Genomic DNA, 24938 nt, shown 5'->3' with positions numbered 1-24938 from the left:
CGATCGGCTTGGTGGGTGCGCACGAGGCGCAGGGGGCGATGTCACTTCCGGGCCGAAATCCCCGGCTTGTCAAGCCGGCAGTTGCCAGGGCGAAGTCCCGCGACATAGTATGACATGCATAATACAAAGAGGCGGCTATGACTGACATCGATCAACTCGACCTGTTTTCGCCGGCGCAGCGGCGTCAGCGCGTGGTGGACTGGCAGGCGCCCGCGCCGGTGGCGAGAGCGGCCATGGGGCTGTCCGGCATGGACGCCATGCTGGGCATTCGCGACGGCCGGCTGCCGCCGCCGCCTTTCGCGAAACTGATCGGCTTCATCGTGGCCGTGGTCGAGCCGGGTCGGATCGTCATGGAACTGGAGCCGCGTGAGGATCTCGAAAACACCATTGGCCTCATTCACGGCGCGACCGCCGCAGCGCTGCTCGATACCGCCATGGGCTGCGCCATTTCGACCCGGCTCGAGGCCGGCCAGGGCTCGGTGACTCTGGAGCTGAAGCTGGCGTTCCTGCGTCCGCTCTCGGTCCGTTCCGGGCTGATCTCGGCCGAAGGTAGGGTGATCAAGCTGGGGCGGCAGACCAGCTACACCGAAGGCTTCGTCCGGGACGGTAAGGGCGCTCTCGCGGTGCATGCAACCGCAACCTTTTCGATGATCGGGAGCAACTTAACATGAATTAATGCACCCATTTCGGCCTCCGCGTGTTATGAGATGATTTCCGACATCCAATGAGACCAGCATGCGCTATTCCCGGGAACACAAGCAGGAAACCCACGACCGCATCGTCAAGAAGGCTTCCGTGCGGCTGCGCGAGAAAGGCGCCCACGGCATCGGCGTCGCCGATCTCATGAAGGAGGCCGGCCTGACCCATGGCGGCTTCTACGCTCATTTCGATTCCCGCGAGGCGCTGGTGATCGAGGCGTTCGGTTATGCGATGGACCGCTCGATGGAGCACTGGCACAAGATCACCGACGAGGTTTCGCCGGAAAAGCGGCTGGCGTTGGTCGCGGAGGCCTATCTCTCGGCGCTGCATCGCGACAATCCCGGCCATGGCTGCTCGATTCCTGCCCTCGGCGCTGAGATCGCCCGCGAGAGCCCGAAGGCGCGCAAGGCCTTTGCCGGCAAGCTCGACGAGATGATCGAGCAGCTGGCGGACTACATCCCGAACCAGCCGCGCAAGGCCGCACGCAAGCAGGCGATCGCGACGCTGGCGACGATGGCCGGCACCATGCTGCTCGCGCGCATCGCGGGGTCGAGCGAGATGTCCGACGAGGTGTTGAAGGCGGGCAGGGACATTGCCCTGGAGGGCGCAAGGCGCGAGCCGAAGGCTGCGGTGGCGAAGAGGGCGAAGAGCTAGCCGAGGTCTCCGGCGATGCCGTAGGGTGGGCAAAGGCGCGTCAGCGCCGTGCCCACGATCCCTCCATTGCCAGGGTTGACGTGTGTCAGGGGTGACGTGGGCACGCTTCGCTTTGCCCACCCTACGAGACTAGGAGATCGTCGCTCACCTCCCCGCGAACAGCGCCCGCTCGCGCTCCACGATCTCGCCGATGTAGTCCGCCACCGCGCGTATGCGCGCCAGATCCTTGCTGTCGGCGTGCATCAGCATCCAGAACGTGCGCGTGATCGAGATCTCGTCGGGCAGCACCGGAACGAGTTGCGGATAGTCGTTCGCCATGAAGTGGGGCAGCACCGCGATGCCGAAACCGGAGAGCGTGGCGTTGAGCTGGGCGATCAGATTGGCGCTGCGAAAGCGCGCGGAGATCCGCGGCGACACCTGCGGCAGATAATCGAGCTCCGGCGTGAACAAGAGCTCCTCGATGTAACCGACGAAGCGGTGCTGCGGCAGCACCTCGCGCGAGGTGATTTTCGGGAAGCGGTCGAGATAGGCGGGCGCGGCATAGAGACCGAGGCGGTAGTCGAGCAGCTTGCGGCCGACGATGCGGCCTTCCTTCGGCATGGTCAGGCTGATGGCGATGTCGGCCTCGCGCTTGGAGAGACTGAACAGCCGCGCGGTCGCCACCAGTTGCAGATCGAGATCGGGATACCGGTCGGCGAAGGGCGCCAGCCGCGGCGCCAGGAAGGCGGTACCGAAGCCATCAGGCGCCCCGATCCGGACCGTGCCGGTCAGCCGCGCCACCGAGCCTCCGACCTGCTCCTGGTTGGCGACGATGGTCGATTCCATGGCTTCGGCGCTGTCGGCGACGCGCTGGCCGGCTTCGGTGAGGAGGTAGCCGGTCTTGCGCCGGTCAAACAGTTTCGCCGAGAGGTGCCTTTCCAGCCGGTCGACCCGACGGATCACCGTGGCATGGTCGACGCCCAGCTGTTTTGCCGCAGCCGAGACCGAGCCGCCCCGCACGATGGCCAGCACGAAGCGAAAGTCGTCCCAATCGATAGCGCCTTGATCCAGCATTTTCGCACATCTATGGTGCAATATCTCAGACTTGAATCCTATAAAATGCAGGTCGATAGGATTTGTCAAAGCGTTCAAGCTCGGACCTCAGGAGATCATTCCATGCGTTCAATCGGACATTTCATCGGTGGCAAGGAGGTCAAGGGCACCTCTGGCCGCACCGCCGACGTTTTCGAGCCGATGACCGGTGACGTCCAGGCCAAGGTGGCCCTGGCGTCCAAGGCCGAGGTCCGCGCCGCCGTCGAGAACGCGCGCGCCGCACAGCCCGAATGGGCCGCCACCAACCCGCAGCGCCGCGCCCGCGTCATGATGAAGTTCGTCGAGCTGGTGCAGCGCGACTACGACAAGCTCGCCGAGCTGCTCGCCCGCGAGCACGGCAAGACCGTGCCGGACGCCAAAGGCGACATCCAGCGCGGCCTCGAGGTCGCCGAGTTCGCCTGCGGCATCCCGCATCTGATGAAGGGCGAATACACCGAGGGCGCAGGTCCCGGGATCGATATCTATTCGATGCGCCAGCCGCTCGGCGTCGTCGCCGGCATCACGCCGTTCAACTTCCCGGCGATGATCCCGATGTGGAAGTTCGCGCCCGCGATCGCCTGCGGCAACGCCTTCATCCTCAAGCCGTCGGAGCGCGATCCCGGCGTGCCGATGCTGCTCGCTGAACTCATGATGGAAGCAGGCCTGCCGGCCGGCATCCTCAACGTCGTCAACGGCGACAAGGAAGCGGTTGACGCCATCCTCGACGACCCCGACATCAAGGCCATCGGCTTCGTCGGCTCCACCCCGATCGCGCAGTACATCTATGAGCGCGCCGCGCAAACCGGCAAGCGCTGCCAGTGTTTCGGTGGCGCCAAGAACCACGCCATCATCATGCCCGACGCCGACATGGACCAGGCCGTCGACGCGCTGATCGGTGCCGGCTACGGCTCCGCCGGCGAACGCTGCATGGCCGTCTCGGTCGCGGTCCCCGTCGGCAAGTCCACGGCCGACCGGCTGATGGAAAAGCTGATCCCGCGCGTCGAGAGCCTCAAGATCGGCACCTCGATCGATCCGTCCGCCGATTACGGCCCGCTGGTCACGCGCGAGGCGGTCGAGAAGGTCAAGAGCTATATCGACATCGGCATCAAGGAAGGCGCAACCCTCGCGGTCGACGGCCGCGGCTTCAAGATGCAGGGTTACGAGAAGGGCTTTTATCTCGGTGGCTCGCTGTTCGACAACGTCACCAAGGACATGCGGATCTACAAGGAAGAGATCTTCGGCCCGGTGCTCTCGGTCGTGCGCGCACATGATTACAAGGAAGCGCTCGCGCTGCCGTCGGAGCACGACTACGGCAACGGCGTTGCCATCTTCACCCGCGACGGCGATGCCGCGCGCGACTTCGCGGCCAGGGTCAATGTCGGCATGGTCGGCATCAACGTGCCGATCCCGGTGCCGATCGCCTATTACACCTTCGGCGGCTGGAAGAAGTCGGGCTTCGGCGATCTTAACCAGCACGGTCCGGACTCGGTCCGTTTCTACACCAAGACCAAGACCGTGACCTCGCGCTGGCCGTCCGGCGTCAAGGAAGGCGCGGAATTCTCGATCCCGCTGATGAAGTAAGGCTGTAGCCCAGCCCGTCATTGCGAGGAGCGTAGCGACGAAGCAATCCAGCGTCTTTCCGCGGAGGCAGCCTGGATTGCTTCGCTGCGCCGCAATGACGGTGGAGTGAAAGGGTAAGCGGCAGCATGCAGTTCGCTCTGAACGAGGATCAGATCGCGGTTCGCGACATGGCGCTGGCGTTTGCGGCGGAGAAGATCGCGCCGCATGCGCTGCGCTGGGACGAGGAGAAGCATTTCCCCGTCGACGTCATGCGCGAGGCCGCGACGCTCGGCGTGGGCGGCATTTATATCCGCGACGATGTCGGGGGATCCGCGATGACGCGGTTCGACGCGGCGCTGATCTTCGAGGCGCTGGCGACGGGCTGCCCGACCACCTCGGCCTTCATCTCCATCCACAACATGGCGTCCTGGATGATCGACGCCTACGGCAGCGACACCCAGCGCCACCAATGGCTGCCAAGACTCTGCACCATGGAGCTGATCGCAAGCTACTGCCTGACCGAGCCGGGCGCGGGCTCGGACGCGGCAGCGTTGCGCACCCGCGCGGTGCGCGACGGCGACCATTACGTCCTCAACGGCCAGAAGCAGTTCATCTCCGGCGCCGGCGGCACCGATCTGCTGGTGGCGATGGTGCGGACCGGCGGTGACGGTCCGGGCGGCATCTCGACCCTCGTCATCGACGGCAAGACGCCGGGCGTCTCCTTCGGCGCCAACGAGCGCAAGATGGGTTGGAACGCACAGCCGACCCGTGCGGTGATGTTCGAGAACGCCCGCGTGCCTGTTGCCAATCGCCTGAGCGAGGAGGGCGTCGGCTTCAAGATCGCGATGGCGGGCCTCGACGGCGGCCGCCTCAATATCACGGCGTGCTCGCTCGGCGGCGCCCAGACCGCGCTCGACAAGGCGCGCGCCTACATGAAGGAGCGTAAGGCGTTCGGCAAGCGCCTCGACGAATTCCAGGCGCTGCAATTCCGACTTGCCGACATGGCGATCGAGCTCGAGGCGGCGCGCACCTTTTTGTGGCGGGCTGCGGCGGCGCTCGATCGCAAGGATCCCGATGCCACCATGCTGTGCGCGATGGCCAAGCGCTTCGGCACCGATGTCGGCTTCGAGGTTGCCAACCACGCGCTGCAGCTTCACGGTGGCTACGGCTACCTCAGCGAGTACGGCATCGAGAAGATCGTGCGCGACCTACGCGTGCACCAGATCCTCGAAGGCACCAACGAAATCATGCGGCTCATCGTGGCGCGCAAACTGATCGAGGGCGCGCGATGAGCGGAGTGGAAGAGGGCGATCTCATCGCCCGCGTCGAGGGTGCGGCCGGCATCATCAGGCTCAACCGTCCCAAGGCGATCAATGCCGTGACGCTGGAGATGTTTCGCGACATCGAGAAGGCACTCGATCGCTTCGAGACCGATCCGGCCGTCGCCGTGATCGTGCTGGAAGGTGCCGGCGAGCGCGGCCTCTGCGCCGGCGGCGACATCCGCGCACTCTGGGAGAGCTCGAAGGTGAACGGCGACCTCGGCAAGATCCTGTGGCGCGAGGAATACATCCTCAACGCCCGGATCAAGAAATTCCCGAAGCCGTATGTCGCCTTCATGGACGGCATCGTGATGGGCGGGGGCGTCGGCCTGTCTGCCCATGCCAGCCATCGCGTCGTTACGGATCGCACCAAGCTGGCGATGCCCGAAGTCGGCCTCGGCTTCTTCCCCGATGTCGGCGGCACCTATCTGTTGTCGCATTCGCCGGGCGAGATCGGAACCTATTTCGGGCTGACCGGCCAGACCATGAACGGGCCGGATGCGATCCATGCCAAGTTCGCCGACTGGGTCGTGCCGGCGGCGAAGTTGCCGGAGCTGCGCGAGGCCCTGACCAAGCTGCGTTCCGGCGCGACCGCCGCCGACGTCAGCAAGCTGATCGGCGGCTTTGCGACCGGCGAGGCCGCGGGGCCGGTGGCCGCAAAAGGGCCCATCATCGACGCGCTGTTCGGCTTCGACCGCATGGAGGACATCGTTGCGGCGCTCGAGCGCGACGGCTCCGAATTTGCGCTGGCCACGCTGAAGACGCTCAACGAAAAATCGCCGCGCGGCATGGTGGTGACGCTGAAGCTGTTGCGGCTCGCGCGCGCTTCATCGAGCCTGGAGGAGTGTCTGGTGCGCGAATACCGCGCCGCGCTGGAAGTTTACCGCAGCGACGATTTTCGCGAGGGCGTGCGCGCCGCCGTGATCGACAAGGACCGCAACCCGACCTGGTCGCCGCGAAGAATCGAGGATGTGACGCCGGAAATGCTGGCGCCGTATCTCGCCGAGATCGGCACTGATGAGCTGAAGTTCAACTAACAACGCGACAGCGGAGGAAACGACAATGGCCACGATCGCATTCATCGGTCTCGGCAACATGGGCGGCCCGATGGCGGCTAACCTCGTCAAGGCCGGCCATAAGGTGGTGGCATTCGACCTCGTCGAAGCCTCGCGAAATCAGGCGAAGGCCGATGGCGCCGGCATTGCCGACAGCGCGTCCGCCGCGGTGAGGGGCGCCGATGTCGTCGTCACCATGCTCCCCGCGGGCAAGCACGTGCTCGGCGTCTGGAACGAGGTCGTGCCCGCCATGACCAAGGGCGCGCTGATCATCGACAGCTCCACCATCGACGTCGAGAGCGCGAGGGCCGTGCATGCACTGGCCGCCAAGAACGGCGTGCTCTCGGTCGATGCGCCGGTCTCCGGCGGCACCGGCGGCGCCAAGGGCGCGACGCTCACCTTCATGTGCGGCGGCGAGGAGAAGGCGTTCGCCGCGGCCAAGCCGGTGCTGGAGAACATGGGCAAGAAGATCGTCCACTGCGGCGGTGCCGGCGCCGGCCAGGCGGCAAAGATTTGCAACAACATGATCCTCGGCATCTCCATGATCGCGGTCAGCGAGGCCTTTGCGCTCGGCGAGAAGCTCGGCCTTTCGCATCAGGCGCTGTTCGACGTCGCCTCGACCTCCTCGGGCCAGTGCTGGTCGCTGACGACCTATTGCCCGGTTCCGGGTCCGGTGCCGACCTCGCCCGCGAACAACGACTACAAGCCGGGCTTTGCTTCGGCGCTGATGGTGAAGGATTTGACGCTGGCGCAGGATGCCGCCAAGGCTGCCGGCGCGGCCACGCCGCTCGGCAAGCATGCGCAGGAGATCTATCAGTCTTTCGACGCAGCCGGCCAGGGTGGGGTGGATTTTTCCGGAATTATCAAGCACGTTAGGAGTCTAGCCGGGAAAGCTTGATGACGACATTCCAGGAAGCGCGCGCGTTCCTTCTGCAACATCGCACGGATTACGAGACGGCGGTCAAAGGCTTCCGTTGGCCGGATCCGGGCGCCTTCAACTGGGCGCTCGACTGGTTCGACGCCGAGCTGGCAACCCATGCGGAGAGCAGGGATCGTCCCGCGCTCTGGATCGTCGATGCCGCACAGGATCGCCAGACAAAGCTGTCCTTTGCGGCGCTCTCGCAGCGCTCCAACCAGGTCGCGAATTTTCTCCGCGCGCAAGGCCTGCAGCGCGGCGACCATCTGCTGTTGCTGCTCGGCAATGTGGTTCCGCTGTGGGAGACCATGCTCGCGGCGATGAAGCTCGGCGTCGTCGTGATTCCCGCGACCACGCTGCTCACCGCGGATGAGCTGCGCGACCGGCTCGATCGCGGCAAGGCCAAGGCAGTAATTGCCGCCCAGGATCAGGTCGCGAAGTTTGCGAGCCTTGGTGCGGAAAACATCGTTCGCATCGTGGTCGGCGCCGCCTCCGACGGATGGTTGTCATATGATGATGCGGCAAGGGCTTCCGAGAGTTTTGCAGCTGATGGTCCGACCAACGCCGACGATCCGATGCTGCTCTATTTCACCTCGGGCACGACGGCAAAACCAAAACTCGTCCGGCACAGCCAGCGCAGCTATCCTGTCGGCCATCTCTCGACCATGTACTGGATCGGGCTGAAGCCCGGCGACGTCCATCTCAACATTTCCTCGCCCGGCTGGGCCAAGCACGCCTGGAGCTGCTTCTTCGCGCCGTGGAATGCGGGCGCGACCGTGTTCGTGGTCAACCAGCCGCGCTTCGATGCAAAAGGCCTGCTCGCCACCATCGGCCGCTGCGGCGTCACCACGCTCTGTGCGCCGCCGACGGTGTGGCGGCTGTTCATCCAGGAGAACCTGGCTGCGTTCAAGGTGAGCTTGCGCGAGGTCTGCGGCGCCGGCGAGCCGCTCAATCCTGAAGTGATCGACCAGGTGCGGGCGGCCTGGGGCCTCACCATCCGCGACGGCTACGGCCAGACCGAGACCACCGCGCTGGCCGGCAACTCGCCAGGCCAGAAGATCAAGATCGGCTCGATGGGCCGGCCGTTGCCGGGCTATCGCGTGCAGATCAGCGACGCCGACGGGAACCCGGCCAAGGAAGGCGAGGTCACGCTGGTGCTGGGCACCGAGCGGCCCGCCGGCCTGATGCAGGGTTACCAGGGCGCCGACGGCCAGTTGTCCGGCGCCGAGGGTGAGCTCTATCGCAGCGGCGACGTCGTGTTCGAGGACGACGAGGGCTATCTCACCTTCGTCGGCCGCTCCGACGACGTGTTCAAGTCATCCGATTACCGCATCAGCCCGTTCGAGCTCGAGAGCGTGCTGCTCGAGCACGAGCTCGTCGCGGAAGCTGCGGTGGTGCCGAGCCCGGACCCGATCCGCCTTGCCGTTCCCAAAGCCTTCGTGCTGCTGACCTCGGGCACGGAGCGGACGCCGGAAACGGCGCTCTCCATCTTCAGGCATCTGCATACGCGGCTGGCCCCGTTCAAGCGCGTCCGCCGCCTCGAAATCGTCACCGAGCTGCCGAAGACCATCTCTGGCAAAATCCGTCGCGTGCAGCTACGACGGCTCGAACGCGACGACGATCGCGACGATCCCCTGCGCGGCCGGGAATTCCGCGAGGAGGATTTTCCGGACTTGTCGAAGGCAAGGGGCGAAACTTAGTGGAGCTTGTCATTCCGGGGCGATGCGCAGCATCGAACCCGGAATCCATTTTGCGGCAGAGTTTGCTGTCAAATGGATTCCGGGTTCGCGCTTCGCGCGCCCCGGAATGACGGTGGTTGGAGTCATCAATGAACCAAATCTGGAAGAAGCCGCCGATCGCGCTCGAGGCCTATCAGGCCCTGGTCGGCAAGGAGATCGGCGTGTCGTCCTGGCACCTGATCGACCAGCCGCGCATCGACACCTATGCCGACGTGATCGAGGATCACCAGTTCATCCACGTTGACCCTGAAAGAGCCAAGAAGGAAACCGCTTTCGGCAGCACCATCGCGCACGGTTTCCTGACGATGTCGCTGCTGTCGATCATGTCCTACGAGGTGATGCCCGTCATCGCAGGTACCACGATGGGGGTGAATTACGGCTTCGACCGACTGCGCTTCATCTCACCGGTCCGCTCGGGCAAGCGCGTCCGCGGCCGCTTCGTGCTGGCGGAGGCCAAGCTGCGCAAGCCGAACGAGTTGCAGTCCCGCACCAACGTCACGGTCGAGATCGAAGGCGAGGACAAGCCCGCGCTGGTCGCGGAGTGGCTGGGTCTGATCTATTTCGAGTAACTGCGCCCGTCATGGTCGGGCTTGACCCGGACATTTATCGCTGCTCAAAAAGCGACCCAAAGCACGGTGTCACCCTCTCCCCTTGTGGGAGAGGGTGGCTTCGCGAATGCGAAGCCGGGTGAGGGGTCTCTCTCCGCGGACTCGCTTGTAGAAGCAAACCCCTCATCCGGCGCCGTAGCCGACGCTACGCGTCGGCGTTCTCAAGAACGGCGGCCGGAGGCCGCCTATCCCACCTTCTCCCACAAGGGGAGAAGCACAAGGAAGCAGGAACTGCACTCATGGCAATCAGGTTCGACGGACGCGTCGCCATCGTCACCGGCGCGGGCAATGGTCTTGGTAAGGCGCATGCGCTGGGGCTGGCCAGCCGTGGCGCGAAAGTCGTGGTCAACGATTTCGGCGGCGCGCGCGACGGCACCGGTGGTTCGCTGTCGCCGGCCGAAGCCGTGGTCGAGGAAATTCGCAAGGCTGGCGGCACGGCGATGGCCGACGGCGCTGACGTCTCGAACTTCGAGCAGGTCACCGCCATGGTCGAGCGCGCCACCAAGGAATGGGGCAGCGTCGACCTCTTGTGCGCCAATGCCGGCATCTTGCGCGACAAGTCGTTCGGCAAGATGGAGCCCGCCGATTTCCAGAAGGTGCTGGACGTGCACCTCGTCGGCACCTTCTATTGCTGCAAGGCGGCTTGGGCCGGCATGCGCGACCGCAACTATGGCCGCATCGTGCTGACGACCTCGTCCTCCGGCCTCTACGGCAATTTCGGCCAGGCCAATTACGGCGCGGCGAAGTCGGGCATGGTCGGCCTGATGAACGTGCTCGCGGAAGAGGGCCGCAAGAACGACATCCGCGTCAACATCATCTCGCCGACGGCGGCGACCCGTATGACGGAAGAGCTGCTGCCGCCGCAGGCGCTGCAACTGATGAAGCCGAATGCGATCACGCCGGCGGTCGAGTACATGCTGAGCGAGGACGCCCCGACCCGCACCATCATGGGGGCCGGCGCCGGCTCCTTCGCCGTGATCAAGATCCTGGAGAGCGAAGGCATCAACCTGCCGGAGTCCGAATGGACGCCCGACGCCATCGCCGCGCATTTCGCCGAGATCAGCGACATGTCGAATGCCAAGGCGCTGACCGGCGCGTTCGAGCAGACGCAGAAATACGTGGCGCAGGCCGCGGCGCGGGCGGGGATCAAGCTCTAACCCCACCGTCATTCCGGGGCGCACGCGGCTTGAATTCGGAACCACTCTGTTCGTCATGGCCGGGCTTGTCCCGGCCATCCACGTTCTTGGCACCGCCCGCGTGGCTCGCGTGGATGCCCGGGACAAGCCCGGGCATGACGACCTGTTCTTTGGCGTTCAGCTTGCTTTAAACTCCCGCCATGACCTCAACCCATAACGACATCGCCGTCATCGGCGCCGGTCCCGCCGGGCTGATGGCGGCGGAAGTGCTGGCGCAGGGCGGCGGCCGCGTCACCGTGTATGACGCGATGCCGTCCGCCGGTCGAAAATTCCTGATGGCGGGCCGGGGTGGGCTCAATCTCACCCACAGCGAGCCGCTGCCGCAGTTCATGGCACGCTATCGCGAGGCGGCGCCGAGGCTGCAAGCGGCGATCGCGGCGTTTTCTCCCGAGGCGTTGCGGGCGTGGAGCGAAGCATTGGGCGAGCCGACCTTCGTCGGCAGCAGCGGCCGGGTGTTTCCGAAGGCGTTCAAGGCCTCGCCCCTGCTGCGCGCCTGGCTGCGGCGCCTCGATGCCAGCGGCGTGCGGTTTGCCTTCCGGCATCGCTGGACCGGCTGGGACGCCGAGGGGCGGCTGCGGCTTCGAACGCCCGATGGCGAGGCGGCGGTCGTTGCCGACGCCACGGTCCTCGCGCTCGGCGGCGCGAGCTGGCCGCGGCTCGGCTCGGATGGCGGCTGGGTCGGGCTCCTCGCTGCCAAGGGCGTTGCCATTTCCAGACTGAGGCCCGCCAATTCCGGCTTCACGGTCGCCTGGTCAAACGTGTTCCGCGATCGCTTCGAGGGACAGCCGCTCAAGGGCGTGGCGCTGACGGTCGGTGCACACACGGTGCGTGGCGAGGCCATGATCACCCGCAGCGGTATCGAAGGCGGCGCGGTCTACGCGCTGTCGGCGGAGTTGCGGGAGGCGGTGCTGGGTCTTGGCCAGGCGACGTTGATGATCGCGTTGCGGCCCGACCTCGATACCGGCGCGTTGACGACGCGGCTATCGGGCACGCGCGGCAAGCAATCCCTGGCGAATTTCTTGCGCAAGGCCGCACAATTGTCGCCCGTCGGCATCGGCCTGATGCAGGAGGCCGCCATTGCGTCCGGCCGATCGCTGGCCTCGTTCGCGCCGGCGGAGCTTGCGCAGCTGATCAATGCCATTCCGGTGCGGCTCACAGGCGTCGCCCCGATCGAGCGCGCGATCTCGACCGCGGGCGGGATCACCTTCGACGAGTTCGACGACCGCTTCATGCTGCGCAAGCTGCCCGGCGTGTTCGCCGCCGGCGAGATGCTGGACTGGGAAGCGCCGACCGGCGGCTACCTGCTGCAGGCCTCGTTCGCGACCGGGGCTGCGGCGGGCAGGGGCGTGCTGGAATGGCTGAAGCGTTCGTAGAACGCCGCCGCCCTTCGAGGGCCGCTGAAGAAGCGGCCACCTCAGGGTGACGGCTACGAAAGAGCATTAGCTTGCGCTGGCTTAGAGAGAGCGTCATCCTGAGGTGCGAGTGGCGCGATGCAAAGCAGCGCGCCGGGAGCCTCGAAGGATGCGCGGGCGTTCCGATGCCAGCGACGCAGGCCCTACCGCAGCTTCCCCCGCGCCGCCACCGGCAGCGTGCCGATGATCTCCTCGCCGCGGACCATCACCACCTCGTCCATCATGTTGACGACGACGCAGACGTGGTTCGGCACGATCCGGACGACATCGCCGACATTCGGCCGCGTGTTGCTGCGGGAGAGGTCGAGGAAGCCGTGCTCTTCGGCGAACTTGGCGATCTTGGCCTCGGGGTGCTCCAGGATCAGGCCGTGGCCGTCGAGGCCGCCGGTATCTGACGTCAGCGTCTTCGAGCCGGCATCAAGGATGCCGCGCTCGGGCGCGGCGCGGCTCACCACCGTGGAATAGATGTGCAACGCGCAGTCGTCCCAGCCGGCGACGCCGGCCGCGACCTGCATGCGGTCGTTGTAGATATAGGTGCCGAAGCGGTGCTCGGTGCCGCCCTTGAGCTTGCCGATGTTGACGAGGTTCGGCGTGCCGCCGGTCGAGACGATCTTCGCGTCCAGCCCGTGCGCGCGCACGCCGGCCAGCGCCTCGTCGTAGAACTTTTGCGCGTCCGCCCAGCCGGTCTCGGTCGGGTACAGCATGAAGCCGGCGAATTCGAGCCCCTTGGACGCCGCGATCTCGCGCGCCAGCGCAATCGCTTCAGCCGGGGTCTCGACGCCTGCGCGCTTGCGGCCGGTGTCGCATTCGACCACGACCGAGAGCGGACGGCCCGACGCCGCAGCCGCCTTCGGCAGGCCGGCGACGACGGTCGAGTTGTCGGCGGCCACCGTCATGTTGGCCTTGGTCTGCAGCGCCCCGAGGCGCGCCATCTTCTCGTCGCCGATCAGGTTGTAGCTGATCAGGATGTCGTCGATGCCGGCATTGGCCATGATCTCGGCCTCGCCCAGCTTCTGGCAGGTGATGCCCTTGGCGCCGGCCGCGATCTGCATCTTCGCAATGGTCGGGTTCTTGTGCGTCTTGATGTGCGGGCGATTGGCGATGCCGGCGTCGTCGCAGGCCTTCTGGATCCGCGCGATGTTGCGCTCGACCCGGTCCATGTCGATGACGGCGCAGGGCGTGCCGTATTCGCGGGCGATCTTGGCGGCGAGGGATGTGGTCATGGGATGTCTCTATGTTCGGTCCTGTAGGATGGGTAGAGCGCAGCGAAACCCATCATTTGCCGCAACCGGGCAGGTTTCGATGGGTTTCGCTGCGCTCTACCCATCCTACGGTTCAAGCCTGTTCAATTTCTTCGCGGAGCATTTCCAGTTCGAGCCAGCGCTCTTCGGCGGCAGACAGTTCGTCATGCGCCTTGGCGATGGCGGCTGAGGTATCGTCGAATGTCTTGCGATCCCTGGCGTAGAGATTGGGATCGTCGAGCACGCGCTGCAGCCTGGCGATATCGGCCTGCAGCGTCTCCATCTTCTTCGGCAGCGTCTCCAGCGCGTGCTTCTCGTTGAAGCTGAGCTTCCGCTTGGACGCGGAGGCGGGGGCAGGGGAGCGCTCCTCCTTCTTTTCCGCAACCGGTTGCGCTTTCGCCGTCTCGCGCTTGAGGTCGGCGCCGCGCTGGCTCAGCATGTCGCTGTAGCCGCCGGCATATTCGATCCACTTGCCGTTGCCCTCGGGCGCGATCACCGAGGTGACCACGCGGTCGAGGAAATCGCGGTCGTGGCTGATCAGGATCACGGTGCCCTCATAATCGCCGAGCATCTCCTCGAGCACGTCGAGCGTTTCCAGATCGAGATCGTTGGTCGGCTCGTCCAGCACCAGGAGGTTCGAGGGCTTTGCCAGCGCGCGCGCCAGCATCAAGCGGCCGCGCTCGCCGCCGGAAAGCACTTCGAGCGGCGTGCCGCGCTGCTCCTGCGCGAACAGGAAGTCCTTCATGTAGCCGACGACGTGCTTCGGCTTGCCGCCGACCATGATCTGGTCGCCGCGGCCGCCGGTCAGCGCTTCCGCCAGTGTCGACTTGGGATCGAGGCTTTCGCGATGCTGGTCGAGCGTCGCCATCTCCAGATTGGCGCCCAGCCGCACGGTGCCGGAATCCGGCTGCATGCCGCCGGTGAGCAGATTGACCAGCGTGGTTTTGCCGGCGCCGTTCGGCCCGATGATGCCGAGCCGGTCGCCGCGCTGGATGCGGGTCGAGAAATTCTCGACGATCTTGCGCTCGCCATAGGCCTTGGTGATGCCCTTGGCCTCGATCACCAGCTTGCCGGATTGCTCGGCTTCGCTCGCTGCGAGACTGGCGGTGCCGGCCGTGCCGCGATAATTGCGCCGCTGGTCGCGCAGCGCATGCAGATTGGCGAGGCGCTTGACGTTGCGCTTGCGCCGGCCGGAAACGCCGTGACGCAGCCAGTGCTCCTCGTCGACGATCTTGCGGTCGAGCTTGTGCTGGTCGCGCTCTTCTTCCGCCAGCACCTCGTCGCGCCAGCTCTCGAACGAGGCAAAGCCGCGGTCGATCTGCTTGATCCTGCCGCGGTCGAGCCACGCGGTCGAGCGCGACAGGTTGGTGAGGAAGCGGCGGTCGTGGCTGATGATCACCAGCGCGCTGCGGCGGCTGTCGAGCTCCTGTTCCAGCCATTCGATGGTGGCGAGATCGAGATGGTTGGTCGGCTCGTCCAGCAGCAGGATGTCCGGCGAGGGCGCCAGCACATAGGCCAGCGCCGCGCGACGGGCCTCGCCGCCGGAGAGGTCGTGCGGGTTCTCCTCGCCGGTGAGGCCGAGCTGCTCCAGGAGATAGCGCGCCTGGTGCTGGTCGTCGCCGGGGGCGAGCCCGGACTCGACGTAAGCAAGCGTGGTCTTGTGCGCGCCGAAATCAGGCTCCTGCGGCAGATAGCGCACGGTGGCGCCGGGCTGCACGAAGCGCGTGCCGCCGTCGGGCTCGACGAGGCCGGCCGCGATCTTCAGCAGCGTCGATTTGCCCGAGCCGTTGCGGCCGATCAGGCAGACGCGCTCGGATGGCGCGACGTTGAGCTCGACGCCTGACAGCAGCGGCGTGCCGCCGAAGGTCAGCCTGATGTCTTTGAGTTGGATCAGCGGCGGCGCCATCGTCAGCCTTGAGATGTTGCGGCTTGGCCCGCACGGCGGCGCTGGATCCGGCGCAGCGTCTGGTCAAGCGCCGAGAGGAAGGCGGAGCGGTCGCGAGCCGCGAACGAGCGCGGGCCGCCGGTCACTTCGCCCGCCGAGCGCAGATCCGTCATCAGATTGCGCACCGCCAGCGTCATGCCGATCGATTCCTCCGTGAACGGCTTGCCGTTCGGCGCGATCACGTCGGCACCGGCCTTGACGCAGCGGCTGGCCAGCGGGATGTCCGAGGTCACCACGACGTCGCCCGGCTTGACGCGCTCCGCGATCCAGTCGTCGGCCGCGTCCATGCCGCTCCCTGCGGCAATGCGCCCGATCAGCGGGTCCTGCGGCACGCGGATGAAATTGCCGGCGACCACGCTGACGGGCACGCCGTGCCTGAGCGCCACGCGGTAGATCTCGTCCTTCACCGGGCAGGCGTCGGCATCGACATAGATGCGGGTGGGAGTGTCAGTCATTCGCGGCGTGGTACCCCATTCGGGCCGCAAAGGCGAGGGGATTGACCACTGTTCCCCGGGGCCTACGATCGGCCCCGAAGCAATAAGAATATGGGGAACGCCAGCCATGCTGAACCGGCTCGAAACCTACCGCGTCGAGGCCTACAACACCGCCAGACAATCCGAAAACAAGATGCACGACGACAAGGTGGCGCGGCGCTTCGGCTTTTCCGGCGGGCTGGTGCCGGGCGTCGACGTCTTCGCCTACATGATGCACGTGCCGATCGCCCGCTGGGGGCGCGATTTCCTGGCGCGCGGGCTGGTCGAGGCGCGCTTCATCAAGCCGGTCTATGACGGCGAGACCGCCGATGTCGACGCCACCGAGCACAACGAATTACTGACGATCGAGGTGTTCAGCCGCACCGAGCTCTGCGCGACCGGGACGGCCTCGCTCCCGGTGTCCGCGCCGGCGGTGTCGCTGGACGACTATGTCGCGGTGCCCGTGGTGGCCGAGCGCAAGCCGGTCAGCCCGGCGACGTTCGAGACGGGCAAATGGCTCGGCACGGCGCCGCGCCGCTGGGCCGGGCAGGACGCAGCGGACTATCTCGCCGATGTCAGGGAAAAGGATCCGATCTTCGCGCGCGAGCGGCTTGGCCATCCCGGCCTGATCCAGCGGGTCATGAACCGCGTGCTGGTCGACAACACCATTCTGGGCCCCTGGATCCACGTCGGTAGCCGGATGCAATTGCTCTCCGCCGCGCGCGCCGGCGACGAGATCACCGCGCGGGCCAAGGTCACCGCGAACTACGAGAAGAAGGGCCACCGCTTCGTCGAGCTCGACGCGCTGGTCGTCGCCAACGGCACCACGCCGCTGGCGCATTGCCAGCACACCGCGATCTACCAGCCGCGCGAGCAGGCGGCGGCGTAGGAGGGAAGGGGCACGCCGTCACCACATCGTCATGCCCGGGCTTGTCCCGGGCATCCACGTTCTTTGTGCGTCAAGGCGTGGATGGCCGGGTCAAGCCCGGCCATGACGGCGGAGAGAGGTCCTACGCCCTACGCCGCCTTGGCCTTCGCCTCCTGGATCGCGCGCCACACCCGCTCCGGGGTCAGCGGCATGTCGATGTGCTTGATGCCGTAATCCGAGAGCGCATCGAGCACGGCGTTCACCACCGTCGACAGGCTGCCGGCGCAGCCGGCTTCGCCGCAGCCCTTGCTGCCGAGCGGGTTGGTGGTGGCGGGCACCGGATGATCGCCGATCGTCATGTTGGGAACGTCCTCGGCGCGGGGCAGGGCGTAGTCCATCAGCGAGCCCGTGATCGGCTGGCCGCTCTCGTCGTAGCGGATCTGCTCCATCAGCGCCTGGCCGATGCCCTGCACGACGCCGCCATGGAGCTGGCCTGCGACCAGCATCGGGTTGATCACCGTGCCGAAATCGTTGACAGCGCTGTAGCGCACGATCTGCACCACGCCGGTCTCCGGGTCGATCTCGACCTCGGCGACGTGACAGCCGTTCGGGAACGCCGAGGCGATCGGTTCGCTGGTGTGGTCGACGTCGAGGCTGTCAGGCACGCCCTCCGGCACCTTGCCGTCATGCAAGCGCTTGGCGAGCTCCATGATGTCGATGCTGCGATCGGTGCCGGCGATCGTAAACCTGCCGCCTTCGAATTCGATGTCGGCCTCCGACGCTTCGAGCATATACGCCGCCGCGCGCTTGCCTTTCTCGATGACGAGCTTGGCAGCGCCCACGATGGCCTGGCCGCTCGCGGTGATCGAGCGCGAGCCGCCGGTGCCGTTGCCGGTGTGGACGATGTCGCTGTCGCCCTGCACCAGCTTGATGCTCTCGAAGGGAACCCCAAGCTGCGCGGTCAGCACCTGCGCGAACGGGGTGGCATGGCCCTGGCCGTAATCGAGCGTGCCGGTGATGAGCTGCACCGTACCGTCGGCATCGAACACGATCTTGCCGAGCTCGGGGCTCGGCGGCGCGGTGACCTCGAGATAGGAGCCGACCGCAATGCCGCGCAGCTTGCCGGCCTTTTTGCTCTCCTTCTTGCGCTTGGCGAAATTCTCGTGGTCGGAGATTTCGAGCGCCTTGTTGAACACGGCCTGGAAGTCGCCGCTGTCGTAGGTGACGCCGGAGGAGGCCGCGAACGGGATCTGGTTCGGCTTGATGAAGTTGCGCTTGCGCAAGGTCAGCCGGTTGATGCCCATCTCGTCGGCGGCGCGGTCGATCAGCCGCTCCATGTAGTAATTGGCCTCGGGCCGGCCGGCGCCGCGATAGGCGCCCATCAAGGTGGTGTTGGTCAGCACCACCTTGATGTCGACCGCCATCAGCGGCGTGCGGTAGACGCTGGAGAAATTCTTGCCGGTATTGAGCGAGAGCGGCCCGGGCGCGACGCCGGTGATGTAGGCGCCGACATTGCCGTAGCCTTCGAGCTTGGCCGCGAGGAAATGCCCCTCGGCGTCGAGCGCGAGCTCGGCGTGGATCTTCTGCGCGCGGCCGTGGCTGTCGGAGAGGAAGGCGGTCGAGCGCTCGTCGAGCCATTTCACCGGGCGGCCCAGCGCCTTCGCCGCATACAGGATGCACATGTATTCGGGATAGTTGATGTTCTTCATGCCGAAGGAGCCGCCGACATTGGCGGTGAGGATGCGCACCTTCTCGTTCGGCACTTTCAGGTTCTTGGCGAGGTTGGCGCGGTTGCCGGCGACGCCTTGCGTCGGTACCTGCAGCGTGTAGCGCTCGGTCTGCTTGTCGTAGGAGGCAAGACCGACGCGCGGCTCCATCGAGACCACGGCGACACGGGTGTTCTCGATATCGATCCTGGTGACATGGGCGGCGCTGGCGAACGCCGCGTTCACCTTGTCCATGTCGCCATAATGATAGTCGAGCGCCACGTTGTTCGGGATGTGCTCATAGAGCTGCGGCGCGCCCTGCTTGGCGGCTTCCTCGGGGTCGGTCACCGCCGGCAGCGGCTCGACGTCGAGCTCGACCGCCTCGGCCGCATCGCGGGCCTGCGCCAGCGTCTCCGCCACCACGAAGGCGACGGGATCGCCGACGAAGCGGACCTTGTCGGTCGCGAGCGGCTGGCGGTTGGTCTGCAGCAGGGGCGAACCGTCGCGGCTCTTCAGCGGCAGGCCGCAGGTGAACGGGCCGTAACCGGCGGCGTCGAGATCCTTGCCGGTCCACACGCCCAGCACGCCCGGCATTACCTTGGCGGCATCGATACCGATGCCTCGGATGATGCCATGAGCGTGGGTGGAACGGACGACCACGGCATAGGCCTGCCCGGGCAGGTTGAAATCGTCGGTGTAGCGGCCCTTGCCGCGCACCAGCGTGTCGTCCTCCTTGCGGCGGACCGGCTGCCCGACGCCATATTTTTGCAGTGCAATAGCGTTTTCGAGCGTGGACGATTTGGTGTGTTCTTGCATGGAATTGACCTGAAAAGCCGGCATTTGCGCATTTTCGCGGCAGCGGGGCACCGGACTCCTCTGAGATAACCCACGCCCCTGTTCACGACAACGCACGAATGGGCATGGTCCCATGTGATGCGTTGTTGCGCATACCCGCCGCGCTGCTAATGTTTCAGGCGAAAAAGCAATTCCAGACCGGCCCGACCGGCCGCGGAAAGACAGTTTGTATGAATGACCACACGCGGCTCCGCGACGGCCATGCGCCGCACGGTGAGCTGGAGCGGTCGATGGCGACGGTGGCGTTGGCCACCGAACCGGCCGTTGGCACGTCGGGAACCGGCGTCTATGCGGCGCTGGACCTCGGCACCAACAATTGCAGGCTGCTGATCGCCTGTCCGACCCAGGACGGCTTTCGTGTCGTCGATTCCTTCTCGCGCATCATCCGGCTCGGGGAGGGGGTCTCGGCGACCGGTTGCATCAGCGAGGCCGCGATCGAGCGCGCCATCGCCGCGCTCAGCATCTGCCGTGACAAGATCAACTTGCGGAAAGCGCGCCGGCTGCGACTGATCGCAACCGAGGCCTGCCGCGCGGCCTCGAATGCCGAGGGGTTCCGCAGCCGCGTGGCGGCCGAGACCGGCATCGAGCTGGAGGTGATCGACCGCGAGACCGAGGCCGCGCTCGCGGTGCTCGGTTGCTCGCCGCTGGTCGACCCGAGGGGGCGCGGCGCGATCCTGTTCGACATCGGCGGCGGCTCGACCGAACTGGTGCGGATCGAGCGCGACGCGGAAAATCCGGAGCCGCGCATCAAGGCCTGGATGTCGATTCCCTATGGTGTGGTCACGCTCGCCGAGCAGTTCGGCGGACGCGACGTGACGCCGGAAATCTACGCTGCGATGGAGGAGGAGGTCGCGAACCATGTCGCGCCGTTCGCGGAGGAGCACGGCGGCGATCTCGCCGACATGCACCTGCTCGGCACGTCGGGCACGGTGACGACGCTCGCCGGTATCCATCTCAACCTCGCCCGCTACGACCGCCGCCGCATCGACAGCATCTGGATGAACGATTCCGACATCACCGCGACCATCAACAAGCTGCTCGGCATGAGCTACGAGGAGCGCGCGTCCAACAGCTGCATCAGCGTCGAGCGCGCCGATCTCGTGCTCGCCGGCTGCGCCATCCTCGATGCGATCAGGCGCGCCTTCCCGCTGCCGCGCCTGCGCGTCGCCGACCGGGGCCTGCGCGAGGGCATGCTGGTCGAGATGATGCGCGAGGACGGCGCGCTCAGGAGCTGGTGAGATGGCCAAGGACACCACCGGCCGCTTGCACGTCCAGGTCAAGACCGGCGGCAAGCGCAAATTGTCGTCGAAGCTGTGGCTGGAGCGGCAGCTCAACGATCCCTATGTCGCCAAGGCCAAGGCAGCGGGCTATCGTTCGCGCGCCGCGTTCAAGCTCCTGGAGATGGACGACAAGTTCCGGTTCTTGAAGCCCGGCCTGGCCGTGGTCGATCTCGGCGCGGCACCCGGCGGCTGGAGCCAGATCGCAGCCAAGCGCGTCGGCTCCACGGAAGGCAAGGGCAAGGTCGTCGCGATCGACCTGCTTGAGATGCCCGAGATTCCCGGTGTCGATTTCGCGCAGCTGGACTTCATGGACAACGACGCGCCCGAAAAGCTCACCGCGATGCTGGGCGGCGGCGCCGATGTCGTGATGTCCGACATGGCCGCCAACACCACCGGCCACCGCAAGACCGACCAGCTCCGCATCGTCGGCCTGGTCGAGACCGCGGCGGCGTTTGCCTGCGACGTGCTCAAGCCTGGCGGCACGTTCCTGGCCAAAACGTTCCAGAGCGGGGCCGACGCCGACCTGCTCGCCCAGCTCAAGCGCGACTTTGCCACCGTGCGCCACGTCAAGCCGGCCGCGAGCCGGCAGGATTCCTCGGAGCGCTACGTACTGGCCACGGGGTTTCGCGGCGGGACACAGCAGTAGCCACATCATCCGTCATTGCGAGGAGCGTAGCGACGAAGCAATCCAGGCTGTTGCCGCGGAGGCATTCTGGATTGCTTCGCTGCGCTCGCAATGACGAGCGAGAAACTACCCCAGCCGCTGATCCCGCACGTCCTGCGTGTCTTCGCTCGCCGCCTTGACGGCCGCCTTCTCCGCGCCCTTGCCGGCGCCCTTGCGGCTCGCGATCTCCACGGCCTTGCGGCCGGAGATCTCGTGGCCGGCATCCGCCGGCATCTGCCAGAAGAACCAGCTCGACGCCGCCGAGGTGAGCGCGACCACGACGAAGGCCGGCGCAAAGACGGTGGCGTTAATCTCGCTGACATGGCTGAACCACATCGTGGTCTCGACGCAAGCCGCGCCGACGGCGACGCCGGCCGAGATCGCCAGCTGCTGGTTGACGCTGACCAGCGTAGTGGCGCGGCTCATCTGCGCGGTCTCGACGTCGGCATAGGCGACCGTGTTGATCGCGGTGAACTCCAGCGAGCGGAAGAAGCCGCCGACCACCAGGATGACCATGATGATGAGCAGCGGCGTCGACACCGTGAACAGCGCGCAGACGCCGAGGAAGAAGGCGCTGACGATGGCGTTCACCGTCATCAGATTGCGGAAGCCGAAGGTGCGGATGATGCGCGCGGCCAGCGTCTTCATGCCCATGGCCCCGAGCGAGGAGGCGAAGGTGACGAGGCCGGAATGGAACGGCGTCAGCCCGAAGCCGATCTGCATCAGGAGCGGCAGCAGGAACGGCAGCGCGCCGATGCCGAGCCGGAACAGGAAGCCGCCGAACACGGCCGCGCGCAGGGTCGGCAGCCTCAGCAGCGAGAAGTCCAGCACCGGCGACCCCGTGCGCCGGGCGTGCAGGACATACAGCGTCATCGAGATCGTACCGCCCACGACCAGCGCGGCCACCGTGCTCCAGGGCAGGAGGTTGAGCCCGGCCACCGAGAGCCCGAACGCGATGCCGGCAAGCCCGATTCCCGCGAGCACCATGCCATAGAGATCGAACGGCTCCCGGGTCTCGCTCTTGATGGGATCGATGAAGCGCAGCGCCATGAAGATGCCGAGCAGCCCGATCGGGATGTTGATCAGGAAGATCCAGTGCCAGGACGCGTAGGTCGTGATGAAACCGCCGAGCGGCGGGCCGATCACGGGACCGATGAGGGCAGGGACCGTCACCCAGGCCATGGCGTTGACCAATGCGCTCTTGTCGACCGAGCGCAGCAGCACGAGGCGCCCGACCGGCGTCATCATCGCGCCGCCCATGCCTTGCAGGATGCGCGCGAACACGAAATCGGTGACGGAGGTCGAGAGCGCGCAGCCGACCGAGCCGACCATGAACACCCCGACGGCGATCGCGAACACCATCCGCGCACCGAACCGGTCGGCGGTCCAGCCGCTCGCCGGAATGAACACCGCGAGCGACAGCAGATAGGAGGTGATCGCGAGCTTGAGCGTCAGCGGACTGGTGCCGAGGTCGGCCGCGATCGCCGGCAGCGAGGTGGCGATGACCGTCGAATCCATGTTCTCCATGAAGAGAGCAGTGGCGACGATCAGCGGAATGACGCGTTGCTTGTCGACCATGACGGATTGGTAATGAAATAGGGAGGAAGGGCTGCTCGCGGCTTATCACCGCCGCCCCCCTGCGACCATTGCGGATCGACGCATGGCACCTAACTCCTGCGTGACCTCGGTGTGACTATCACCGTCATTCCGGGTTCGCGACTTTGTCGCGCCCCGGAATGACGGCGGGGGGAGGGCGTACCGAGCCTATCCCCGCTGAAAATTGCTTAAAAAGCCTGTGCATGGCTGGCCGGCGGTCCGAATTGCTTTGATTCGTCGCCCGGCCGTGCTATCGACCCGCGTCAACCCCACCGATGGGCTCCGATTCTCAAGGCGATGCCGCAAGGTACGCCGAGGGCGGCGCTCATCCATTAGCATTTGCGGCAAGGCCGCAGGAAGGAGTTGGCAAATGGCCACGGTGCAACTTCAGGGCATCCGCGAAGCCTTTACGTTCGACGACGTGCTGCTGAAGCCGGGCCTGTCGGACGTCATGCCGGGCGAGGTCGACATCCGCTCCCGCGTCACCCGCGCCATTCCGCTCAACATCCCGATCATGGCCTCGGCCATGGATACCGTCACCGAGGCGCGAATGGCGATCGCGATGGCGCAGGCCGGCGGCCTCGGCGTCATCCACCGCAATTTCGATCCCGAGGGGCAGGCCGTCCAGGTGCGGCAGGTCAAGCGCTACGAGTCGGGCATGGTGGTGAACCCGCTCACCATCAGCCCCGAGGCCTCGCTCGACGACGCGCTCAAGCTGATGAGCGACCACGGCATCTCCGGCATTCCCGTGGTCACCGGCGCCGCCAAGAACACGCCCGGCAAGCTGGTCGGCATCCTCACCAACCGCGACGTCCGCTTTGCCACCGACCGCCGGCAAAAAGTCTCCGAGCTGATGACGCATGAAGGTCTCGTCACGGTGCGCGAGAATGTCAGCCAGGAGGAAGCGCGGCGGATGCTGCATCAGCATCGCATCGAGAAGCTGCTCGTGGTCGACGAGCAATATCGCTGCGTCGGCCTGATCACCGTGAAGGACATGGAGAAGGCGGTTGCCCATCCGCTCGCCTGCAAGGATGCGCAGGGTCGCCTGCGCGTTGCCGCCGCCACCACCGTCGGCGACACCGGCTTCGAGCGTACCGAGCGGCTGATCGATGCCGGTGTCGACCTCATCGTCGTCGACACCGCGCACGGCCATTCCCGTCACGTGCTGCAGGCGGTGAACCGCATCAAGCGTCTGTCCAACTCGGTGCAGGTCGTCGCCGGCAACGTCGCCACCACCGAGGGCACCCAGGCGCTGATCGATGCGGGCGCGGATTGCATCAAGGTCGGCATCGGCCCGGGCTCGATCTGCACCACGCGCATCGTCGCCGGCGTCGGCGTTCCCCAGCTCACCGCGATCATGGACGCGGTGGAGGCGGCGAAGAAGGCCGACATCCCCGTCATCGCCGACGGCGGCATCAAGTTTTCCGGCGACCTTGCCAAGGCGCTCGCGGCCGGTGCCGACATCGCCATGGTGGGCTCGCTGCTCGCCGGCACCGACGAGACGCCCGGCGAAGTCTTCCTGTGGCAGGGCCGTTCCTACAAGGCCTATCGCGGCATGGGCTCGGTCGGCGCGATGGCGCGGGGATCTGCCGACCGCTACTTCCAGCAGGACATCAAGGACACGCTCAAGCTGGTGCCGGAAGGCATCGAAGGCCAGGTGCCCTACAAGGGCCCGGTCGGCAACGTCATGCACCAGCTCGCCGGCGGCCTGCGCGCCGCGATGGGTTACGTCGGCGCGCGCGATATGAAGGAGCTGCACGAGAAGGCCCAGTTCGTCCGCATCACCGGTGCGGGCCTGCGCGAAAGCCACGTCCACGACGTCACGATCACGCGCGAGAGCCCGAACTATCCGGGCGGGGGTTAGTCGCTTCACTCCCGGCTGCGTGTCGGTTTCGGTGCGCTCGCCTCGATGACGGTGTCATGCCCCGCGGAGGCGGGGCATCTAGTAGGCCGCGGCTTCTCGATTCAGTCACAGCCGCTCGGAGTACTGGATCGCCCGCCTTCTGTTTAGCCCGGACAGATCACTGACGGGTGTTCGGAGACATAGCTGACACATCAAAATGGGCTGGATTGGTCGATTC

The 24938-nt window shown here is 66.1% G+C and carries 19 protein-coding genes and 1 pseudogene; 14 read left to right on the top strand and 6 right to left on the bottom strand.

Annotated features, from left to right (window positions below; genetic code table 11):
* Nucleotides 1-137 precede the first annotated feature (137 nt).
* Together D6B98_RS32590 and D6B98_RS32585 are read left to right on the top strand one after the other, a co-directional pair.
* Nucleotides 138-671 carry a PaaI family thioesterase gene (locus D6B98_RS32590; protein ID WP_126261123.1) on the top strand — a complete coding sequence of 178 codons (534 nt, stop codon included), beginning with the start codon at nucleotides 138-140 and terminating at the stop codon, nucleotides 669-671.
* A 64-nt stretch (nucleotides 672-735) separates the two neighbouring features.
* Nucleotides 736-1353: a TetR/AcrR family transcriptional regulator gene (locus D6B98_RS32585; protein ID WP_126261122.1), complete on the top strand. Its 618-nt coding sequence runs from the start codon at nucleotides 736-738 to the stop codon at nucleotides 1351-1353.
* Between the two features lie 144 nt (nucleotides 1354-1497).
* Here the strand turns inward: D6B98_RS32585 and D6B98_RS32580 are convergent, their stop codons facing one another.
* Nucleotides 1498-2406 carry a LysR family transcriptional regulator gene (locus D6B98_RS32580; protein WP_126261121.1) on the bottom strand — a complete coding sequence of 303 codons (909 nt, stop codon included), beginning with the start codon at nucleotides 2404-2406 and terminating at the stop codon, nucleotides 1498-1500.
* A 102-nt stretch (nucleotides 2407-2508) separates the two neighbouring features.
* Between D6B98_RS32580 and D6B98_RS32575 the strand changes: the two genes are divergently transcribed.
* From D6B98_RS32575 to D6B98_RS32540, 8 genes and pseudogenes are all read left to right on the top strand, one after another.
* Nucleotides 2509-4005: a CoA-acylating methylmalonate-semialdehyde dehydrogenase gene (locus tag D6B98_RS32575; RefSeq protein WP_126261120.1), complete on the top strand. Its 1497-nt coding sequence runs from the start codon at nucleotides 2509-2511 to the stop codon at nucleotides 4003-4005.
* Nucleotides 4006-4130: 125 nt separating this feature from the next.
* Entirely contained in the window at nucleotides 4131-5276 is a 1146-nt protein-coding gene (locus D6B98_RS32570; protein WP_126261119.1) for an isobutyryl-CoA dehydrogenase, read from the top strand.
* On the top strand, nucleotides 5273-6340 hold the full coding sequence (locus tag D6B98_RS32565) for an enoyl-CoA hydratase/isomerase family protein (RefSeq protein ID WP_126261118.1): 1068 nt from the start codon (nucleotides 5273-5275) through the stop codon (nucleotides 6338-6340). Before D6B98_RS32570 ends, D6B98_RS32565 begins: the two co-directional genes overlap by 4 nt.
* Before the next feature lie 13 nt (nucleotides 6341-6353).
* Nucleotides 6354-7256: pseudogene (gene mmsB, locus D6B98_RS32560) on the top strand (3-hydroxyisobutyrate dehydrogenase); the annotation flags it as partial.
* Nucleotides 7256-8974 carry an AMP-binding protein gene (locus tag D6B98_RS32555; protein ID WP_126261116.1) on the top strand — a complete coding sequence of 573 codons (1719 nt, stop codon included), beginning with the start codon at nucleotides 7256-7258 and terminating at the stop codon, nucleotides 8972-8974. The pseudogene mmsB and the gene D6B98_RS32555, both read left to right, overlap by 1 nt.
* 128 nt (nucleotides 8975-9102) lie before the next feature.
* The gene (locus D6B98_RS32550) at nucleotides 9103-9582 is read left to right on the top strand and encodes a MaoC family dehydratase (RefSeq protein WP_126261115.1); all 480 of its coding nucleotides are present in this window, start codon (nucleotides 9103-9105) and stop codon (nucleotides 9580-9582) included.
* 278 nt (nucleotides 9583-9860) lie between these two features.
* On the top strand, nucleotides 9861-10778 hold the full coding sequence (locus tag D6B98_RS32545) for an SDR family NAD(P)-dependent oxidoreductase (protein WP_126261114.1): 918 nt from the start codon (nucleotides 9861-9863) through the stop codon (nucleotides 10776-10778).
* Nucleotides 10779-10957: 179 nt separating this feature from the next.
* A complete protein-coding gene (locus tag D6B98_RS32540) occupies nucleotides 10958-12190 on the top strand; it encodes a BaiN/RdsA family NAD(P)/FAD-dependent oxidoreductase (RefSeq protein WP_126261113.1) in 1233 nt (410 codons plus the stop codon).
* Between the two features lie 182 nt (nucleotides 12191-12372).
* Here D6B98_RS32540 and D6B98_RS32535 read toward each other — a convergent pair whose 3' ends face one another.
* From D6B98_RS32535 to D6B98_RS32525, 3 genes are all read right to left on the bottom strand, one after another.
* Entirely contained in the window at nucleotides 12373-13452 is a 1080-nt protein-coding gene (locus tag D6B98_RS32535; protein WP_126261112.1) for a D-TA family PLP-dependent enzyme, read from the bottom strand.
* Between the two features lie 112 nt (nucleotides 13453-13564).
* A complete protein-coding gene (locus tag D6B98_RS32530) occupies nucleotides 13565-15376 on the bottom strand; it encodes an ABC-F family ATP-binding cassette domain-containing protein (protein WP_126261111.1) in 1812 nt (603 codons plus the stop codon).
* Nucleotides 15377-15378: 2 nt separating this feature from the next.
* Nucleotides 15379-15870 carry a YaiI/YqxD family protein gene (locus D6B98_RS32525; protein WP_126261110.1) on the bottom strand — a complete coding sequence of 164 codons (492 nt, stop codon included), beginning with the start codon at nucleotides 15868-15870 and terminating at the stop codon, nucleotides 15379-15381.
* A gap of 106 nt (nucleotides 15871-15976) precedes the next feature.
* Between D6B98_RS32525 and D6B98_RS40215 the strand changes: the two genes are divergently transcribed.
* Nucleotides 15977-16777 carry a hypothetical protein gene (locus tag D6B98_RS40215; RefSeq protein ID WP_164719022.1) on the top strand — a complete coding sequence of 267 codons (801 nt, stop codon included), beginning with the start codon at nucleotides 15977-15979 and terminating at the stop codon, nucleotides 16775-16777.
* Nucleotides 16778-16905: 128 nt separating this feature from the next.
* On the opposite strand, the gene D6B98_RS32515 is transcribed toward D6B98_RS40215, so the two are convergent.
* The gene (locus D6B98_RS32515) at nucleotides 16906-19278 is read right to left on the bottom strand and encodes a xanthine dehydrogenase family protein molybdopterin-binding subunit (protein ID WP_126261109.1); all 2373 of its coding nucleotides are present in this window, start codon (nucleotides 19276-19278) and stop codon (nucleotides 16906-16908) included.
* 209 nt (nucleotides 19279-19487) lie between these two features.
* Between D6B98_RS32515 and D6B98_RS32510 the strand changes: the two genes are divergently transcribed.
* Together D6B98_RS32510 and D6B98_RS32505 are read left to right on the top strand one after the other, a co-directional pair.
* The gene (locus tag D6B98_RS32510) at nucleotides 19488-20555 is read left to right on the top strand and encodes a Ppx/GppA phosphatase family protein (protein WP_126261108.1); all 1068 of its coding nucleotides are present in this window, start codon (nucleotides 19488-19490) and stop codon (nucleotides 20553-20555) included.
* A 1-nt stretch (nucleotide 20556) separates the two neighbouring features.
* Nucleotides 20557-21243, top strand: a complete 687-nt coding sequence (locus tag D6B98_RS32505) for an RlmE family RNA methyltransferase (protein WP_126261107.1) — start codon at nucleotides 20557-20559, stop codon at nucleotides 21241-21243.
* A 105-nt stretch (nucleotides 21244-21348) separates the two neighbouring features.
* Here the strand turns inward: D6B98_RS32505 and D6B98_RS32500 are convergent, their stop codons facing one another.
* Complete coding sequence (locus tag D6B98_RS32500) at nucleotides 21349-22839, bottom strand: MFS transporter (protein ID WP_126261106.1); 1491 nt, start codon at nucleotides 22837-22839, stop codon at nucleotides 21349-21351.
* A gap of 388 nt (nucleotides 22840-23227) precedes the next feature.
* Here D6B98_RS32500 and guaB point away from each other — a divergent pair, with 388 nt between their 5' ends.
* Nucleotides 23228-24721 (top strand): IMP dehydrogenase, encoded by a 1494-nt coding sequence (gene guaB / locus D6B98_RS32495; RefSeq protein ID WP_126261105.1) that lies wholly within the window; start codon nucleotides 23228-23230, stop codon nucleotides 24719-24721.
* Nucleotides 24722-24938: the final 217 nt, after the last annotated feature.

Origin of the sequence: Bradyrhizobium sp. LVM 105 (assembly GCF_003957705.1) — a bacterium.
GTDB classification, from domain to species: Bacteria; Pseudomonadota; Alphaproteobacteria; order Rhizobiales; family Xanthobacteraceae; genus Bradyrhizobium; species Bradyrhizobium frederickii.
The sequence above is the reverse complement of the archived record's forward strand: the minus strand, read 5'-3'. Positions and strand labels throughout refer to the sequence as shown.